At 52.7% G+C, this 18,723-nt stretch carries 16 protein-coding genes; 11 read left to right on the top strand and 5 right to left on the bottom strand.

What is annotated here, in order from left to right:
* The first annotated feature begins 92 nt into the window (after positions 1-92).
* The gene (locus tag WKJ04_RS02885; RefSeq protein WP_337879173.1) at positions 93-524 is read left to right on the top strand and encodes a DUF4411 family protein; all 432 of its coding nucleotides are present in this window, start codon (positions 93-95) and stop codon (positions 522-524) included.
* 264 nt (positions 525-788) lie between these two features.
* Positions 789-1,136 carry a DUF3024 domain-containing protein gene (locus WKJ04_RS02890; RefSeq protein ID WP_337879041.1) on the top strand — a complete coding sequence of 116 codons (348 nt, stop codon included), beginning with the start codon at positions 789-791 and terminating at the stop codon, positions 1,134-1,136.
* Between the two features lie 25 nt (positions 1,137-1,161).
* Here the strand turns inward: WKJ04_RS02890 and WKJ04_RS02895 are convergent, their stop codons facing one another.
* Positions 1,162-2,058: a LysR family transcriptional regulator gene (locus WKJ04_RS02895; protein WP_337879042.1), complete on the bottom strand. Its 897-nt coding sequence runs from the start codon at positions 2,056-2,058 to the stop codon at positions 1,162-1,164.
* Positions 2,059-2,195: 137 nt separating this feature from the next.
* Here WKJ04_RS02895 and hutH point away from each other — a divergent pair, with 137 nt between their 5' ends.
* Both hutH and WKJ04_RS02905 read left to right on the top strand, forming a co-directional pair.
* Positions 2,196-3,701 (top strand): histidine ammonia-lyase, encoded by a 1,506-nt coding sequence (hutH, locus tag WKJ04_RS02900; protein WP_337879043.1) that lies wholly within the window; start codon positions 2,196-2,198, stop codon positions 3,699-3,701.
* A gap of 12 nt (positions 3,702-3,713) precedes the next feature.
* Positions 3,714-5,714, top strand: coding sequence for a urocanate hydratase (locus WKJ04_RS02905; RefSeq protein ID WP_337879044.1), 2,001 nt, complete (start codon positions 3,714-3,716; stop codon positions 5,712-5,714).
* A gap of 172 nt (positions 5,715-5,886) precedes the next feature.
* Here WKJ04_RS02905 and rpsT read toward each other — a convergent pair whose 3' ends face one another.
* The gene (rpsT, locus tag WKJ04_RS02910; RefSeq protein ID WP_337843687.1) at positions 5,887-6,162 is read right to left on the bottom strand and encodes a 30S ribosomal protein S20; all 276 of its coding nucleotides are present in this window, start codon (positions 6,160-6,162) and stop codon (positions 5,887-5,889) included.
* Between the two features lie 174 nt (positions 6,163-6,336).
* Between rpsT and murJ the strand changes: the two genes are divergently transcribed.
* The 6 genes from murJ to ispH are packed head-to-tail and all read left to right on the top strand — an operon-like array spanning position 6,337 to position 13,608.
* Complete coding sequence (gene murJ, locus WKJ04_RS02915; protein WP_337879045.1) at positions 6,337-7,908, top strand: murein biosynthesis integral membrane protein MurJ; 1,572 nt, start codon at positions 6,337-6,339, stop codon at positions 7,906-7,908.
* Positions 7,909-7,966: 58 nt separating this feature from the next.
* Positions 7,967-8,899, top strand: coding sequence for a bifunctional riboflavin kinase/FAD synthetase (gene ribF / locus WKJ04_RS02920; protein WP_337879046.1), 933 nt, complete (start codon positions 7,967-7,969; stop codon positions 8,897-8,899).
* Between the two features lie 23 nt (positions 8,900-8,922).
* A complete protein-coding gene (gene ileS / locus WKJ04_RS02925; protein WP_337879047.1) occupies positions 8,923-11,751 on the top strand; it encodes an isoleucine--tRNA ligase in 2,829 nt (942 codons plus the stop codon).
* Positions 11,751-12,251: a signal peptidase II gene (gene lspA, locus WKJ04_RS02930; protein ID WP_337879048.1), complete on the top strand. Its 501-nt coding sequence runs from the start codon at positions 11,751-11,753 to the stop codon at positions 12,249-12,251. The genes ileS and lspA overlap by 1 nt, the downstream gene beginning before the upstream one ends.
* On the top strand, positions 12,248-12,679 hold the full coding sequence (gene fkpB, locus WKJ04_RS02935) for an FKBP-type peptidyl-prolyl cis-trans isomerase (RefSeq protein WP_337879049.1): 432 nt from the start codon (positions 12,248-12,250) through the stop codon (positions 12,677-12,679). Before lspA ends, fkpB begins: the two co-directional genes overlap by 4 nt.
* Complete coding sequence (gene ispH / locus WKJ04_RS02940) at positions 12,679-13,608, top strand: 4-hydroxy-3-methylbut-2-enyl diphosphate reductase (protein ID WP_337879050.1); 930 nt, start codon at positions 12,679-12,681, stop codon at positions 13,606-13,608. The genes fkpB and ispH overlap by 1 nt, the downstream gene beginning before the upstream one ends.
* A 61-nt stretch (positions 13,609-13,669) precedes the next feature.
* Here the strand turns inward: ispH and WKJ04_RS02945 are convergent, their stop codons facing one another.
* From WKJ04_RS02945 to WKJ04_RS02955, 3 genes are all read right to left on the bottom strand, one after another.
* The gene (locus WKJ04_RS02945) at positions 13,670-15,433 is read right to left on the bottom strand and encodes an ExeM/NucH family extracellular endonuclease (RefSeq protein WP_337879051.1); all 1,764 of its coding nucleotides are present in this window, start codon (positions 15,431-15,433) and stop codon (positions 13,670-13,672) included.
* Positions 15,434-15,599: 166 nt separating this feature from the next.
* Entirely contained in the window at positions 15,600-16,886 is a 1,287-nt protein-coding gene (gene purD / locus WKJ04_RS02950; RefSeq protein ID WP_337879052.1) for a phosphoribosylamine--glycine ligase, read from the bottom strand.
* A 28-nt stretch (positions 16,887-16,914) separates the two neighbouring features.
* Positions 16,915-17,736: a methyltransferase gene (locus WKJ04_RS02955; RefSeq protein WP_337879053.1), complete on the bottom strand. Its 822-nt coding sequence runs from the start codon at positions 17,734-17,736 to the stop codon at positions 16,915-16,917.
* Positions 17,737-17,955: 219 nt separating this feature from the next.
* Between WKJ04_RS02955 and trmJ the strand changes: the two genes are divergently transcribed.
* Positions 17,956-18,714 (top strand): tRNA (cytosine(32)/uridine(32)-2'-O)-methyltransferase TrmJ, encoded by a 759-nt coding sequence (gene trmJ / locus WKJ04_RS02960; RefSeq protein WP_337879054.1) that lies wholly within the window; start codon positions 17,956-17,958, stop codon positions 18,712-18,714.
* Positions 18,715-18,723 lie beyond the last annotated feature (9 nt).

The raw sequence follows: 18,723 nt of genomic DNA on the forward strand, positions 1-18,723 counted from the left end.
GTGTACGCCGGAGAACTCTAATCAGGAATGCACCGATTTTAAGGGATGTTTACACTAATACCTACATCGAAGCCAAAAACACGTATTACCACATGGACTTTTGCCCAGCCTATTGGTCTTGGCTTGACCAACAATTCGCGTCGGGCATCGCTGGCAGCATTGATATGATTGGCCGTGAGCTTAAAGACGGCAACGACGAATTAGCGGAATGGGCGAAAGCTCGTAACGGTCAGTTTATTGCCAACGATGATGACGCAACCCAAACTGCTTTTGTTCAAATTATCGAATATGTTATGTCACAGGGCTTTAATCCCGCGAATAGGGATAACTTTTTGGCAAAAGCGGATCCGTGGTTGATTGCCAAAGCAATGTCGACTGGTGCCGTTGTAGTAACTCATGAAAGCACGGTCAGTGATACGACGAAGAAAGTAAAAGTTCCAAATATCTGCAAGCAGTTCGGTGTTAAATGTATCAACACGTTTGAGTTCTTGCGGCTGACAAAAGCGAAGTTTGGATTAATCTGACTTTGTTGATTTAGGTGCTTTTTCAGCTCAAATAATGACAATGCTTACAAAACCATGCTTACTCTTGCCGAGAATCCTAAATTAGGCCGAGAGCGAAGTGAGGTCTATGCCGGTGCACGTAGTTTTCCATCCGGCAAGCATGTCATTTTCTACCGTGCTGTTGCAAAAGGTGTCATTGAAATAGCGCCTGTATTGCATCAGCCTATGGATGTGCTGAGTCAGTTCAGCGACGAGTTCTGACGATCTAAAATTCTGAGATAAAGCATGGCATTTAGCGAGTTTGAGCAATTCCGCATTGAAAAGGCGATTGATGCCTTTATGAAACAACGTCGGCCACGGCCAGACATCCGGCATGAATTCGATTTATCGGCCAAGATAGAGCGGCAGAGTCTGGTGCTGTATGAGGTGCGTCCGGACTGGCAGGTTAAAACAGAAATTCACGAATACCCCTTTGCGAAGATGACCTATGTGCGGACCCGGAACTGCTGGAATATCTTCTGGATGCGCGCCAACCTGAAATGGTACGGCTATGAACCTGAACCCTCAGTGCGGACTATCGACGAAGCACTAAGAATCGTTGCAGAGGACAAATTCGCTTGTTTCTTCGGTTAGCGCTTTCGTCACTTTCCCACAAAGCTCACCTATGATGACAACGCTTTAACTCCTCAATAGTCGCCTGCGCCAGCGGTGAGCTGCTGTTGCTTTTTGACGTGATCAGCACCACCGGAATTTGATAGCTGTATTTTTCCGGCTGAATAGCACGAAACAAACCTTTTTCTACCCAGTAGCTGGCGTAATGTTCAGGCAGATAACCAATAAACTTACCGGACAAAATCAGGTGGGCTATACCTTCGTCGTGGTAAGCACTGGCGCTGTTTTGATAGTTCAGGCCGTCGTTGCGGATCTCTTTATCTCTCATGTAGTTACTGGTTACCACTTCGGCCTGGGCCAGCCATTTGCTGCTGTCTTTGGCGGCGCAGTCAAAAAGAGGATGGCCAGCGGCGCAATACAGATAGTTGGTTTCAGGGTGCAGGGGCTGGTAATTCAGGCCACGGATATGATGACGGCTGACGCCAATGCCTACTAAAGAGCGGCCATTGGCCACTGCTGTTTCTACTTCACGCGCTTCACAAACATGAATATCAAACTGCAGGTTGCTGCTTTTGTTTTTCAGCGCAGCTATGGCTTTGGCCACACCACAACGTGGGTCGCTGATCAGCGTATCAACAATGGCAATAGTGACGCGGCCAGACAGAGTGTGTCTGGAGCCTGCCACTGTGGCTGCAAAAGTTTCACATTGCTGCAGCAGCTGCAAAGAGGCCTGATAGGTTACCCGGCCAGCGTCAGTCAGCTCAAAGCCGCTGCGGCCGCGTTTGCACAAGGTCACACCTAAACGAATTTCCAGATCGGACAAATGGGCGCTGATGGTGGAGCGGCCAATATTCAGTCTGGATTCGGCTGCCGACAAACCACCGGATTCCACTATGGTGACAAAAATTCGCAATAAGCGTAAATCAACGTCCTGGACCTGCATAAGGACTCACTCTTTAGTTCGATAAATCCGGAATAAGATACGATTATTATGTATTTATAAAACATCATCAGCAAGCTAGCATTAGCCTATCTCTGGCCTTGAAGGCTAAAGCACAGCAACAGATAGAGGAGTAGAAGATGGTGTTTAATTATGGGATTGACCGTCTTGACCTGGACACAGTACAAGCTATTGCAGAAGGCCGCATTCAGGCGCAATTAAGCGCTGAAGCTATAGCAAAAATTAATCACAGCCGCAGTTGTGTCGACAAAATGGCGGCCTCTGACAAAGCCATTTATGGCATCAATACCGGCTTTGGCCCTTTATGCGACACCCAGATTTCACCTGCTGAAACTGCACTGCTGCAGAAAAACCTGCTGATCACTCATGCCGTTGGCGTAGGTGAGCCTATTGCCAAAGCTATTTCTAAACTGATGCTGATCACGAAAGTACATGCACTGAGCCAGGGCTACTCAGGCGTGCGGCTGGAAGTGGTGGAGCGTATGCTGAAATTTATTGAACTGGACTTGATCCCTGTAGTGCCGGAGCAAGGTTCGGTTGGCGCTTCAGGTGACTTAGCGCCGCTGTCGCATTTATTCCTGCCACTGATTGGTGAAGGTGAGTTCTGGCAAGGCAAAGACAGCATTCCGGCTGCTGAAGCTTTACGTCAGCATGGTTTAGAACCGCTGGAGCTGCAGGCCAAAGAAGGTTTGGGCCTGATTAACGGCACTCAGTTTATTCTGTCGCATGGCATTACAGCGCTGCTTAAAATGCGTTACCTGCTGGACTTAGCCGATGTGGCTGGTGCTATGAGCATTGAAGGCATGCAGGGCAGTGGTTCACCTTTCCGGCCTGAGCTGCATCAAATCCGTCCTTTTGCCGGCAATATTGAAGTAGCTGCCCGGATGCGCCGTCTGTTTAAAGACTCAGAAAATATGGCCTCGCATTTTGGTTGTGCCAGAGTACAGGACCCGTACTCGCTGCGTTGTATACCGCAGGTGCATGGCGCGTCACGCAACGCTTTTTACCATTTAAAAGAACTGGTTGAGATTGAGATGAACTCAGTCACCGACAACCCTATAGTGATTAGCGAAGAAGAAGCTTTGTCCGGTGGTGGTTTCCACGGTCAGCCGCTGGCGATGGCACTGGATTACACTTCGATTGCAGCAGCTGAGCTTGGCAATATTGCCGACCGCCGTTGTTATTTGTTACTGGAAGGCCTACATGGTTTACCCCGTTTGCTGACTAAAGCCGGTGGTTTAAACTCCGGCATGATGATCCCGCAGTACACCACTGCAGCGCTGGTGACTGAAAATAAATCCCTGTGTTTCCCGCCATCCGCCGACAGCGTGCCGACGTCAATGGGCCAGGAAGACCATGTGTCGATGGGCAGTATTTCCGGCCGTAAGCTGAACCAGATTTTAGGCAACCTGGAAAAAATTCTGGCGATTGAGCTGATGTATGCGGCGCAGGCCATTGAATTCCGCCGGCCAAATACCTGCTCCGATCTGGTCGAAGAAAACCACGCCATTATCCGCGCCAAAGTGGCGAAGCTGGACGAGGACCGTCTGTTAAAACCGGATATTGACGCCATGATTAAGCTGGTCCGCGACCAGGCTTTTACCGTGAATTTTGCACTGAATTAAGGAGTGCCAGTGATGACATTTCAGGATCAAATTAAACAAGGTATTCCGGCGCTGTTGCCACCGGCCCGGCCTTACCCGGCGGATGCTAACAGAGCACCCAAACGCAAAGACAGTTTAACCATTGCCGAAAAACAGCTGGCGGTGCGCAACGCGCTGCGCTATTTCCCAAAGGAATGGCACGCAGAACTGGCGACAGAATTTGCGCGGGAGCTGCAGGATTTCGGCCGTATTTATATGTATCGCTTTAAGCCGGAGTACGCCATCAAAGCCCGTGCCATCAGCGAGTATCCGGCCCAATGCCAGCAGGCGGCGGCCATTATGCTGATGATCGACAATAACCTCGACCCTGCTGTGGCGCAGCATCCGGAAGAACTGATCACTTATGGTGGTAATGGTGCTGTATTCCAGAACTGGGCGCAGTACCGTTTAACCATGAAGTACTTAAGCGAGATGGCCGAAGACCAAACGCTGCATATGTACTCAGGCCACCCTATGGGTTTATTCCCTTCTGCTGTGGAAGCGCCACGGGTGGTGGTCACCAACGGCATGATGATCCCAAACTATTCCAAACCGGATGACTGGGAGCGTTTTAATGCGCTGGGTGTGACCCAATACGGCCAGATGACGGCCGGTTCTTTTATGTACATTGGCCCGCAGGGCATAGTGCACGGCACCACCATTACGGTGATGAATGCGTTCCGTAAAGTGCTGCAAAAAGGCGAAAGCCCAAAAGGCAAAATCTTCTTAACAGCAGGTTTAGGTGGCATGAGTGGTGCCCAGCCAAAAGCAGGCAATATAGCCCAGTGCATTACCGTCTGTGCCGAAGTGAATCCTAAAGCTGCCACCAAACGTCACCAGCAAGGTTGGGTGGATGAACTGATCGACAATATGGATCAACTGATCAGCAGAGTGAAACAAGCGCAAGCCAATGCCGAAGTGGTGTCTATCGCTTACATCGGCAATGTGGTGGATGTATGGGAAGCTTTTGATGAACAGGGTATTTTTGTCCACCTGGGTTCAGACCAGACGTCATTGCATAACCCATGGTCGGGCGGTTATTACCCTGTGGGCATCAGTTATGACGAAGCCAACAGGTTAATCCGCGAAGAGCCGGAGAAGTTTAAAGCCCAGGTGCAAGCCACGCTGAAACGCCATGCTGCTATCGTCAATAAACACACGGCCAAAGGCACTTACTTCTTTGACTACGGCAATGCCTTTTTACTGGAAGCATCCCGCGCTGGTGGCGATGTCATGGCCGACAACGGCATCGACTTTAAATACCCGTCTTATGTGCAGGATATTCTGGGCCCTATGTGTTTTGACTATGGCTTTGGCCCGTTCCGCTGGGTCTGTACTTCAGGCAAGCCGGAAGACTTGGATAAAACCGACGCCATTGCGGCCCAAGTGCTGAAAAAGATTATGCTGGAGTCGCCGGAAGAGATTCAGCAGCAGATGCAGGACAACATCAGCTGGATTTTGGATGCCAAACAAAACAAACTGGTGGTGGGGTCGCAGGCGCGTATTTTATATGCCGATGCACAAGGCCGCGCTGAAATTGCGTTGGCGTTTAACGAAGCAATTAGCCGCGGCGAGATTGGCCCTGTGGTGCTGGGGCGTGACCATCACGATGTCAGCGGCACCGACTCACCTTTCCGTGAAACCTCCAACATTTATGACGGCAGCCGTTTTACTGCGGATATGGCTATTCACAACGTCATAGGCGACAGTTTCCGCGGTGCCACCTGGGTCTCGATCCACAATGGTGGTGGTGTAGGTTGGGGGGAAGTGATTAACGGCGGTTTTGGCATGTTGCTGGACGGCTCAGCCGACGCAGAACGCCGGTTAAAATCCATGCTGTTTTTTGATGTGAATAACGGCATTGCCCGTCGCAGCTGGGCCCGTAACAGCGAGGCTGATTTTGCCATTCGCCGCGAAATGGCACGTTCACCCAAATTGCAGGTGACCCTGGCCAACCGGGTTGACGACGACATTATCCAGCAATTGTCGTTTTGAGCCTTTGCACTGAACTGGTTCCGTCCTGGGGCTGGTTCAGTGTTTTTCTCTGTTTTTACAGACCTTCGGGTTCACATTCCCGCCTTGTGTTTGAGCAACAAAAAAACCACCGCGAGGGTGGTTTTTTTGCAAAGCTGCTGCTGATGCTGTTGCAAGCAACAGCTTCGGCGAATTAAGCGGCTTTAGTTACTAAAGCTTTGACGTGCGCGTTTAAGCGAGACTTATGACGTGCAGCTTTGTTCTTGTGGATCAGGCCTTTTGCAGCCATACGATCCAGAACTGGAACCATCTTTTTGAACGCTTCCTGAGAAGCAGTTACATCAGAGGTTAATACTGCAGCGTAAGTTTTCTTGATGAAAGTACGCATCATTGAACGCTGACTGGCGTTTTGCTGACGACGCTTTTCTGATTGAATCGCGCGCTTCTTAGCAGACTTGATGTTAGCCAAGGTAACACTCCTAAAAACTAAACCGGGACTTTATTAAAGGCGGCATAATATGCCTATTTTATACCCCCTTGTCAAACCAAATTTCTGCTGTTGATCCGGTAATTGGACAGAACAGGCTGGTAATCCGGCGTGGCTCAGGTGAAAATGCCTGCACTCTACTACAGGGAGCCGTCTGTGTCAGGAAAATTATTAAAATCGGGCATGATTGTCAGCTTTATGACACTGATTTCCCGGATCTTGGGGTTGGTGCGAGACGTGATTGTGGCCAATGTGCTGGGGGCAGGGGCTGCCGCAGACGTTTTTTTTATGGCCAACCGCATTCCGAATTTTTTACGTCGTCTTTTTGCTGAAGGCGCCTTTTCACAGGCTTTTGTGCCGGTTTTGGCGGAAGTGAAAGAAAAACATGGCGACGATGCCGTCCGGCTGCTGGTGGCGCGCGCCAGCGGTACTCTGGGGTTGATCGTGACTGGCGTAACCTTGCTGGCGATGATTGGCTCGCCGGTGCTGATGATGCTGTTTGGTGCCGGTTGGTTTACGGCTTACCTCAATGGTGAACCTGAAGGCGACAAATACCTGCAAGCCGCATTTTTGCTGAAAATTACCTTTCCTTATCTGTGGTTTATCACCTTTGTCGCCTTGTCCGGCGCTGTGCTGAACACTTACAACCGCTTTGCGGTCGCGGCTTTTACCCCGGTCTTTCTGAATATTGCGATGATAGGCTCCGCCATCTGGCTGGCGCCAGAGATGCAAAACCCGGCCGAAGCCATTGCCTGGGGCGTGTTTTTGGGCGGTTTGATCCAGTTTTTATTTCAACTGCCGTTTTTAGCCAAAGCGGGGTTATTGGTGTGGCCGCGTTGGGGCTGGTCTGACCCTTATGTCACCCGTATCCGCACCCTGATGATCCCCGCGCTTTTTGGTGTTTCGGTCAGTCAGATTAACCTGTTGCTGGACGCCATTATTGCGTCTTTTCTGGTGACAGGGGCGGTCAGCTGGTTGTATTACTCAGACCGCCTGTTGGAATTCCCATTAGGTTTGTTTGGTATTGCTATTGCCACTGTCATTTTGCCGGGTTTGTCACGCCATTATGCGGCGGCGTCCGAGGCAGCATTTCGCTATATGCTGGACTGGGCGGTACGCTTTATCTGCCTCTTTGGTATTCCGTCGATGCTGGGCCTGATGGTACTGGCGGAGCCTATTATTACCAGTGTCTTTATGCGGGGGGAATTTAGCGCCGATGATGTGGTGAAAACCTCACACAGCCTGATAGCTTATTGCTCCGGCCTGGTGACCCTGATGCTGATTAAAGTGCTGGCACCGGCTTTTTATGCGCGCCAGGACATTAAAACGCCGGTGCGTATTGCCATTATTGCGATGGTGGCCAATATGGTGTTTAACCTGCTGCTGGCACCTTTTTTAAGTTATGTCGGTCTGGCGCTGGCGACGGCGATGTCCGGCACCCTCAATGCGGTGTTGTTGTACCGTGGCCTGAAGCAGCGGGGTATTTATCAGTTCAGCGGCAAAACCTGGGGTTTTATTGCCAAAGCCGCGGTTTCAGGCCTGCTGATGGCGGCTCTGTTGTTCTGGCTCACGCCACCACTGCAAAGCTGGATAGCGCTGGGTTTAGCCCAGCAAGTGCTGCATCTGCTGAGCTATTTCGCGCTGGCAGTGTTGCTGTACTTTGTCATGCTGGCGGTGTTGGGTGTGCGGCTGGCCGATTTTAAACGCCAGACAACTGCTGAAAGCTGAGCCAGTTCTGGGTATAATCGGGCACTTTTCTGAGCAGTTGAGTTAAAAAACCAAAGCTATGCAACTGATCCGCGGCTTACATAACATTTTGCCCAGCCACCAGGGTTGTGTACTGACCATCGGCAATTTTGACGGTGTGCACTTGGGTCATCAGGCGGTGCTGAACCAGCTAAAGCAGCAGGCCCAGCGGCTGCAACTGCCAGCGGCAGTGATGGTATTTGAACCTCAGCCGCTGGAGTTGTTTGCACCGGAGAAAGCTCCTGCCCGCTTATGCCGCTTTCGGGAAAAATACCACTGGCTGGCGCAGCAGGGCATAGACAGGCTGCTGTGTGTGCGTTTTGACCGTCATTTTGCCGCGTTGGAACCCCAGAGTTTTATCCAGAACTTATTGTTGAATCAGTTGGGTGTGCAGCACCTGATTGTCGGAGATGATTTTTGCTTTGGTAAAAACCGTGCCGGGAATTACGCCTTATTGCAACAGGCGGCTGAAGCATTTGATTTTGGCCTGAGCAATACCCATAGCCTGATGCTGGAAGGCGAGCGGGTCAGCAGCACCCTGATCCGTCAGGCGCTGGAACAGGATAACTTAACAGCGGCAGCCCAGATGCTGGGCCGACCTTTTTCGTTGATGGGGCGGGTGCGGCACGGTGAAAAAGTTGGCCGCCAGTTGGGCTTTCCAACCGCCAACGTCTGGTTGTATCGCAAAAACCTGCCGGTGCGTGGTGTGTATGCGGTGGAAGCCGTCACGGCCTGTGGCCGCTACAACGGTGTGGCCAATATTGGCTCCAGGCCGACCCTGCATGGCCGCAAAGAACAGCTGGAAGCGCATTTTTTTGATTTTTCTGGTGATTTATACGGCCAGCAAATTGAAGTGATTTTAAAACACAAGCTGCGCAGTGAACGAAAATTTGATTCACTGGACGCATTGCAGCAGCAAATTCGCCTCGACGCCGACCAGGCCAGAGCCTATTTCGCTGCCAACCGAATTTAAAGAAGAGAACGGAACCGATACGGATGAGTGATTACAAGCATACCCTGAATTTACCGGACACCGCTTTTGCGATGCGTGCCAATCTGGCGCAGCGTGAGCCGCAAATGCTTGCCAGCTGGACAGAAAAGAAGCTGTACCAGCAAATTCGCCAGGCCAAAAAAGGGAAAAAGACCTTTATTCTGCACGACGGCCCTCCGTACGCGAACGGTAATATTCACATTGGTCATGCGGTGAACAAAATCCTCAAGGACATGATTGTCAAAGCCAAGACCTTGTCCGATTTTGATGCGCCTTATGTACCGGGCTGGGATTGCCATGGTCTGCCGATTGAGCTGGTGGTTGAAAAGAAATACGGCAAACCAGGCACTAAGCTGACTCCTGCTGAGTTTCGTGCCAAGTGCCGTGAATATGCCGAAACGCAAATTCAGGCACAAAAAGTTGATTTTATCCGCCTGGGCGTATTTGGCGACTGGGACAATCCATACCGCACCATGGACTTTAATACCGAGGCCAACATCATCCGTTCTCTGGCCCGTATTATTGACAATGGTCACTTACAGCAAGGCTTTAAGCCGGTGCATTGGTGTACTGACTGTGGTTCAGCTTTGGCGGAAGCCGAAGTGGAATACCAGGACAAAGTGTCGCCAGCCATTGACGTGCGTTTCAGCGTGCTGGAGGACAGCGTTGCTGATAAGTTTGACCACCCGGAAGGCCATCGCGGTACAGGCCCTGTGTCTGTGGTGATCTGGACCACTACGCCATGGACTTTACCCGCCAACCGCGCTGTAGCACTGAATGCCAAAGTGGAATACAGCCTGGTGCAGGTTGAACAAGGCCCGAATGGCGCTGAGCGGTTAATTCTGGCCACCGATTTGGTCACTTCTGTGATGGCGCGTGCCGGTATTGAGCATTACCACAATCTGGGCTTCTGCAAAGGCGCAGCGCTGGAGCTGACTCAGCTGCAGCACCCGTTGTACGATCTGCAGGTGCCGGTTATTTTGGGTGACCATGTCACCACAGATTCAGGTACTGGTGCTGTGCATACCGCACCTGGCCACGGCCCGGAAGACTTTACCGTCGGCAAGCTGTACAACCTGGAAGTGGCTAACCCTGTGGGGGCCAATGGGGTGTACCTGCCGGACACGCCGCTGTTTGCTGGCCAGCATGTGTTTAAAGCCAATGATGCTGTAGTGGAAGCGCTGCAATCCGCAGGTAAATTACTGGTGCACAAAGCGCTGAAACACAGCTACCCGCACTGCTGGCGCCATAAAACGCCAATTATTTTCCGTGCCACGCCGCAGTGGTTTGTCAGCATGGAGCAACAGGGCCTGCGCAGCACTTCCTTACAACAAATTGAACAAACCCGCTGGATCCCGGACTGGGGTCAACAGCGGATTGAAAACATGGTGGCGGGTCGTCCGGACTGGTGTATTTCCCGTCAGCGGACCTGGGGTGTGCCTATTGCGCTTTTTGTGCACAAAGACACCGGCGCCTTGCACCCGAACACTCAGGCCTTGATGGAGCAGGTTGCTCAAAAGGTTGAACAAGCCGGTATTCAGGCCTGGTTTGATTTGGACGCGGCCGAGCTGTTAGGTGCTGATGCGGCTGACTATGTCAAAGTCAGTGACACACTGGACGTCTGGTTTGACTCAGGGGTGACGCACGCCTGTGTGGTGGATGCACGGCCAGAGTTTAACGGTGAAACCCAGGCCGATATGTACCTGGAAGGCTCTGACCAGCACCGGGGCTGGTTTATGTCCTCCCTGATGACAGGTGTGGCTATCAAACACCAGGCGCCTTACAAGCAGGTGCTGACCCACGGTTTTACCGTGGACGGCGAAGGCCGCAAGATGTCCAAGTCGCTTGGCAACGTGGTATCGCCACAGGATGTGATGAACAAACTGGGGGCCGATATTCTGCGTTTATGGGTGGCGACCACCGACTACACCTCAGAAATGACAGTGTCGGATGAAATTCTGAACCGTGCCGCGGACAAATACCGCCGTATCCGTAACACGGCCCGTTTCCTGCTGGCCAACTTAAAAGGCTTTAACCCGGCGACTGACGCGCTGCCGTTAGAGCAGCTGGTACAGCTGGATTTATGGCTGGTGCAACGCGCGGCGAAATTGCAGCAGGAAATAGTCGATGCCTACGACAACTACCAGTTCCACCAGGTCAGTCAGAAGCTGATGAACTTCTGTACTGTGGAGCTGGGCAGTTTCTATCTGGACGTGATTAAAGACCGCCAGTACACCGCTAAAACCGATTCGCAGGCCCGTCGCTCATGCCAGACCGCGTTGTACCACGTGATCCAGGCCATGGTGCGCTGGATGGCTCCTATCATGAGCTTTACCGCGCAGGAAATCTGGGAAGCCATTCCTGGTCAGGCGACAGAATTTGTCTTTACCGACGTCTGGTACCAAGGCCTGGATGCAGTGCCAGCCGGTCAGTTCAATGACGCCTTCTGGCAGCAACTGCTGCAGGTGCGGGATGAAGTGAACAAAGTGCTGGAAACCGCACGCCGTGACGGCAAAATTGGCGCTTCTTTGCAGGCTGAAGTGACTTTATATGCCCAAGGCCAGTTAGCCGCAGATTTAACCGCTATTGGCGATGAGCTGCGTTTTGCGTTGATCACGTCCACTGCTGTGGTGTCAACAGAGGCGGCTCCGGCTGACGCTGCTGTCACTGAGCTGGCGGGATTGTCTGTGCTGATTCGCCCATCTACTGCCGCCAAATGCGACCGCTGCTGGCACCACCGTCATGATGTGGGTGCCAACCCGGCGCATCCGCTGATTTGTCTGCGTTGTGTCGACAATGTCGAAGGCGCTGGTGAAAGCAGGAAGTTTGCCTGATGAAATTATTTAGAGAAACCGGCTGGCACTGGTGGTGGCTGATGCTGCTGGTGCTGGTTGCTGACCAGCTGAGCAAAGTCTGGGTGATCCAGAATTTCAGTCTGGGTGAATCCGTCGCCTTGCTGCCGGTGTTTAATTTTACTTATGCCCGTAACTACGGGGCCGCTTTTTCATTCCTGGGGGATGCCTCTGGTTGGCAGCGCTGGTTCTTTACTGCCATTGCTGTGGTGGTGAGCCTGGTACTGGCAGTCTGGTTGTCCCGGCTGAAGAAGGGCCAGTGGAAACTGAGCCTGGCGCTGGCGCTGATTATCAGTGGCGCGGTCGGTAATTTGATTGATCGCAGCCTGTATGGCTATGTGGTGGATTTTCTGCATGTGTTTTATCAGGACTGGCATTACCCTATTTTTAATATTGCCGATTGCGCTATTAGCGTCGGTGCTGCACTGCTGATTTGGGACAGTTTCAGCAGTGACAAAAAGACTTCTGAGGTGACGTCATGATCATTGGTGCTGGCAGTACAGTGATTTTCCACTTTGATATTAAACTGGCCGACGGCAGCGCCGCCGAATCAACCCGGGTGCATAACAAACCCGCCAGGTTGCAAATGGGGGATGGCAGCTTGTCACCGGCCTTTGAAGCGCAGCTGATGGGCATGGCCAAAGGCGATAAACGCAGTTTCACCCTGGCGCCGGAAGATGCGTATGGTATGCCGAATCCGGACAATATTTATTATGTGGACCGCAGCAAGTTTTCCGCCGATGCACCAGCCCAGGTCGGCATGATTGTTGGTTTTGCGATGCCAGATGGCTCCGAGCTGCCGGGCCTTATTCGTGAGGTGGTGGGGGATTCCGTCACTGTGGATTTTAACCACCCGCTGGCCGGACAGACTCTGACCTTTAACGTCGAAATTGTGGAGGTGCAAAGCTGATGGATATTTTACTGGCCAACCCACGTGGCTTTTGTGCTGGTGTCGACCGGGCCATCAGTATTGTGTCGCGGGCGCTGGAAATTTATGAGCCACCCATTTATGTGCGCCACGAAGTGGTGCATAACAAGTTTGTGGTGGACGGTTTGCGCCGCGCCGGTGCCGTATTTGTTGATGAACTGGATGAAGTGCCGGATGGCGCTATTGTGATTTTTTCAGCACATGGCGTCTCTCAGGCGGTGCGTGAAAGCGCCAAACAACGTGGCCTGAAAGTGTTCGACGCCACCTGCCCGCTGGTCACTAAAGTGCATATGGAAGTGACCCGCGCCAGCCGTAAAGGGGTGGAGTGCATCCTGATTGGTCATGCCGGCCACCCGGAAGTGGAAGGCACTATGGGCCAGTACGACAATCCGGAAGGTGGCATTTATCTGGTCGAATCGGTGGAGGATGTGGCTACACTGCAGGTGAAAAACCCGGCTGAGCTGTGTTATTCCAGCCAGACCACTTTATCGGTCGATGATACGGCTGATGTGATTGACGCGCTGCGTAGCCGCTTTCCTGACATTGAAGGCCCCCGTAAAGACGACATTTGTTACGCGACGCAAAACCGGCAGGACGCGGTGCGTGAGCTGTCAGCCAAAGTACAGCTGCTGCTGGTGGTCGGTGCGAAAAACAGCAGTAACTCCAACCGCTTACGTGAACTGGCCGAAAAGATGGGCTGTCAGGCCTATCTGATTGATACCGCAGCTGATATTCAGCAGGACTGGCTGACCGGTGTTCATGCTGTAGGTGTAACCGCCGGGGCTTCTGCGCCTGAAGTGCTGGTGAAACAGGTGGTGGAGCAATTAACCGCCTGGGGGGGCAAACAAGTGATTGAACACCCTGGCCGCGAAGAAAACGTGATTTTTGCCGTGCCGGCTGAACTGCGTTAAAGCGACAACTATGGGGTCAGAGTCTGACTCTGACCCCAATCTTATCCATCTCACCATCGCATCAGAATTTAAAATCCAGCAACACAGGGTCGTGATCGGATGAGCGGAATGCGTCCGGTGCATACAACTGCTCTAACTGACGGTTCGATTTAAATTCCATGTTGTAATCCAGAATGGCCGGTTCATCAGCGTTGATAGCCCAGTGCTGGAACTGCTGTAACTTGCCTGCCAGCTCTTTACTGGCCAGCGCATGATCCAACGAGCCGGTGCGGCCGCGGTAGACATAAGAATAATGCGCTTTGCCGTCCTGCTCCGGTGCCAGGTGCACCCAGCCGTCTTTGGCCAGTTGCAGCAGCGGGTCTTCTTGACGGTAGGCATTCAAATCACCCATCAGCAGCTGGTGCGCTGTGTTCACACCCGTTGGCTGGCTCTGCAGCCATTGATGCACGGCTGTGGCGGCCTCTACCCGGCTTTGGTTCCAGCAGCCCTGGCCGTGATCGGCATCGACTGAGTTCTTATCCTCAGGGCAACTGCCTTTGGATTTAAAATGGTTAATGCTGACGGTAAAGTGTTCACCGCCCTGGAGTGGCACAAAGGTCTGCGCCAAAGGCGCCCGGGAGCCATAGGCAAAGGGCCCTGTGCTGATGACGGCCGCCTGGCCGCTTTGTTTCAGGCGGGTCTGGTCGTAAATCAGTGCCACTTTAATGGCGTCTGTGCCTTGGGAGGCTGCAGGTTGCACAAAGGCATAGCGGTCAGCGCCGAGCTTCTTGTTCAGTTCCCGCACCAGAGTGGCAATGGCACTGCGCGCATCAACGCCATTATTTTCCACCTCCAGCAGGCCGATCACATCGGCATCCATCACCGACAGCGCCGCCAGCATTTTCGCTTGTTGCCTGCTGAGTTCTTCGGCTGTGCTGGCGCCTCGACGGGTCGGGAAGGGGGCTGCAGCGGACTCGCCGGTAAAGAAGTTCAGCACGTTAAAGCTGGCCAGCCGGATGCTGCCAGCACTTTTGGGTAATGGCGCGGGCTGGCGCGGGTTGGTGGCTGTAAAGTGTGGCGCTGTGGCTGGGATCAGGCGATAACCTTGTTTGGTTTCAATCAGGTAGGCCTGCAGCTTGTTGACGGTATCACCAACCCGTACCGTGTGTTTGGCGCTTAAACCGCCGGTTGGGTAGCGGATAGGATCCGGGTTTTGTTGGCTCAGGCCGTCATCCAGCCAGATCTCACTGAAGCGCTGTTGCTGTTCAAAGGTTTTGGCATCGTTGCCGGCTGGCATCAGTTCAGTGGCCACCCAAAGCCGTTTGTCGGCCAGTAAAATTTCACCATAACGCGCCAGCGGGTAGCTGTCGTTCACAATCAGCGCTTGGGGGAAACTCAGCAACATGCCTTCAACTGCCTCCCAGTCTGCTTTGGATTGAACGGGCAGACGAAAGTTTTGTGCCGCTGGTGGTGTTTGTTGACCGCAGACAGAGGCCTGAACCTGTTCAAGAGCCGTCATGCCATTGCGTTCTGCGACTGTGCCACTCAGCTGCAGCAATTGGCCAGCCTTATACTGTGCTGCCAATTGACTGTCTGCGACCAGCAGCGCTTCGCTGCTGCGATTGTCCTGATCCGGTGTCAGGCTCTGGACCAACAGGGCTGCATCTTTGCTGTTTGGGTAAAGCACGGCGCTGACCACACCTGCTGTTTGTACTGGCTGGCCCAGTAACGGGCTCTGCTTGCCTGTACCTTGGATTTGGCTGATGCTTTGCGTCAGCTGGCAGCTGGCATGGGCAGCCAGACTGCAGACCGAGGCCAGCAGAATACTGATTACACTGAGTTTCATCCGAATGTCCTGAGAGAATAAATAAGCTGACAGCCTAAAGTAGTGGCAAAGAATGACAAGAGGATGGCAGGGCAATCAACAGAATTTTTGTTCTGTTGGCCGAATTAACCAGCAGCCCAAAGAAAAAGCCGCCTGAATTGGCGGCTTAGCGGCGAAAAATTTTGGCTTAGCTGCGTTCGCGGGCTATGGCACGGTAGCCAATATCGCGGCGGCTGAAGACGCCCTCCCACTTAATCTGATCCACCAGCTGGTAGGCAGCCTGCTGTGCAGCAGTCACTGAGGTACCTAAGGCGGTGGCGCACAGGACCCGGCCGCCCGCTGTCAGTACCTGACTGTCTTTGAGTACGGTACCGGCATGAAAGACTTTGGCTTCGCGGCTGTCGGCTGTGGGTAACCCCGAAATCACATCCCCTTTGCGGTAATGATCCGGGTAACCACCGGCTGCCAGTACCACGCCCACTGCAGCGCGCGGGTCAAACTCAATTTGGGTCTGATCGAGTTTGCCTTCAGTCGCCGCTTTGCATAACGCGACCAGATCGGATTTCAACCGCATCATAATAGGCTGAGTTTCTGGGTCACCAAAACGGCAGTTAAACTCCAGTACTTTGGCGGTCCCATCCGGTGCCACCATCAGGCCTGCATAGAGGAAACCAGTGTAGACATTGCCTTCCGCAGCCATACCATTCACTGTCGGGTAAATCACGTTCTGCATGACCCAGTCATGGACCGCAGGAGTCACCACAGGCGCTGGTGAGTAGGCCCCCATACCACCGGTATTTGGGCCTTTGTCGCCGTCGTCGCGGGCTTTGTGGTCCTGAGATGAGGCAAAAGCCAGTACGTTTTTACCGTCGACCATCACGATAAAGGACGCTTCTTCACCGACCAGAAACTCTTCAATCACCACCCGGCTGCCGGCTGAACCAAACTTATTGCCGGCCAGCATGTCGTCAATAGCGGCAAAAGCTTCGTCTTTGTTTTGAGCAATAATAACCCCTTTACCGGCGGCCAGGCCGTCGGCTTTGATGACGATAGGCGTCCCTTGCTGTTCAACATAAGCTTTAGCTGCTGCGATGTCGGTAAAGTTGCCATACGCCGCAGTGGGGATAGTGTGGCGGGCCAGAAAATCTTTGGCGAAGGCTTTGGAGCTTTCCAGTTGGGCGCTGGCTTGCGTCGGGCCAAAAATAGCCAGACCCTCAGCGCGGAATTGGTCGACCACCCCTTTGGCCAGTGGCGCTTCCGGTCCTACTATGGTCAGGTCTATGCCCTCAGCTTTGGCAAAAGCGGTCAGTGCCACCACGTCATCGGCGGCAATGGCCAGATTGGTCAGGTTTGGCTCCAGCGCTGTACCGGCATTGCCTGGCGCGACAAACACCTGCTGTACATCCGGCGATTGCGCCGCTTTCCAGGCCAGAGCATGTTCGCGGCCACCGCCGCCTATCACTAATACTTTCATGGTTTCTTCCGGTGTGACTGCTAGTAAATTAATGGGTAGCCGGTTTGCGGAACTTCAGCGTCATGCGATCGCTTTCGCCAATGGCCAGATACTTGTCTTTATCCTGTTCTTTTTGTGACAGCGTCGGAGGTAAAGTCCAGACACCACCAGGATGGTCCGCTGTATCTTTTGGATTGGCGTTGATTTCGCTGCTGGCTTCCAGCTTGAAACCGGCTTTTTCGGCCAGTTCTATCGCTAAACTTTGTGGGAAATAACCGGATTTTAACCAGTCGTCGCCTTTTTTCGCTTCTGGTAAACGGTGTTCTACTACACCCAAGACACCACCTGGTTTTAAGGCGTCATAAAAGGATTTAAAGGCGTCGACCATGCCTTGTTCACCTTTTTGCATATACCAGTTGTGCAGGTTACGAAACGTCAGCACTACATCGGCACTGCCGGCTGGTGCCACCTGTTGGCCTGGTACAGGCGAGAATTCTGTCAGTACCACATTTTTATACACATCATTGCTGGCCAGTTTTTCTTTAAAGGCCGCCAGAGTGCGTTTGCTGTAATCCGAGGTGCTGTTGGCCGGATGGTGGGCGGCATAATACTTACCTTCGGCGCTTAATAAGGGCGCCAGGATTTCGGTGTACCAGCCTGAGCCCGGGGAAATTTCAACCACTGTGCTTTTCGGTGTCACTTCAAAGAAACTCAGTGTTTCTGCCGGGTGACGGTAGATATCGCGTGCTTTATTCGCATCGCTGCGCACCGGGTTATTCAGCGCCTGCTGGAGTGCAGAGCTGTCGGCAGCCTGAATAAAAGGCGTTAAAACTAAAGCGGAAACAACGATCAACTTGGGTAACAGAGTCATCAGGGTATCCCTCTTCATTGTTATAAACCGGCGCTAGTGTACCAAAGCAGTACTGGATTTGCAGTCAGAAATCACCAGTGGAGGGAAATCTGGTTTCGCCCAAAGTAGATGGCTGGACTGCTAAAATTCAGTCAACAATTGATTCACTGCGTGCTAAAATGCCGCCCCTTAAATTTGCAGACGCCATTGTTATTCACATCGAAACTGGCTGGAGAACGCATGCTGGAGCAGATCCGAATCGTCCTGGTGGAAACTTCCCATACCGGCAATATAGGGTCAGTGGCCCGTGCCATGAAAACCATGGGCCTGAGCCAACTGGTGCTGGTCAGCCCAAAAGAGCTACCGGATGGTCAGGCCTATGCGTTGTCAGCCGGTGCCAGTGATGTGCTGGCCAATGCACGGGTGGTGGACAGCTTAGCGCAGGCGATTGCCGACTGCCGGCTGGTGATTGGCACCAGCCACAAGCCGAAAAGCCAGGACCATCAGGTGCTGAACCCGCGGCAGGCCGCAGAGCTGACAGTGCCGGAGTTGCAGGACGGTCCGGTTGCTCTTGTATTTGGCCGGGAAAGCAACGGTTTGTCCAATGATGAACTGAGGCTCTGTCATTACCATTTGTGTATTCCAACCAGTGCGGAATACACCTCGCTGAATCTGGCGATGGCGGTGCAGGTGGTCAGTTATGAGATGCGTATGGCCGCGCTGGCGCAGCAACCTGCGCAGGAGAACGCTTCAGAAGAGAAAACCAGCTACCCCACCTCAGAACAGCTGGAAGGCTTTTATCAACATTTGCAGACCACTTTGGATCAAACAGGTTTTATTATCCGGGCTCATCCCGGTCACATTATGATTAAATTGCGGCGCCTGTTTACCCGGGCACGGCCGGATGAAATTGAACTGAATATATTGCGTGGCATTTTAACCTCAGTTCAGCGTTTTGGCGGCGTAAATAAAAGCGTTGCAACCCCAGAGCAGCAGTAAGCACAAGGA

It is taken from the genome of Rheinheimera sp. (assembly GCF_037442345.1).
In the GTDB taxonomy this organism is placed as follows: Bacteria; Pseudomonadota; Gammaproteobacteria; order Enterobacterales; family Alteromonadaceae; genus Pararheinheimera.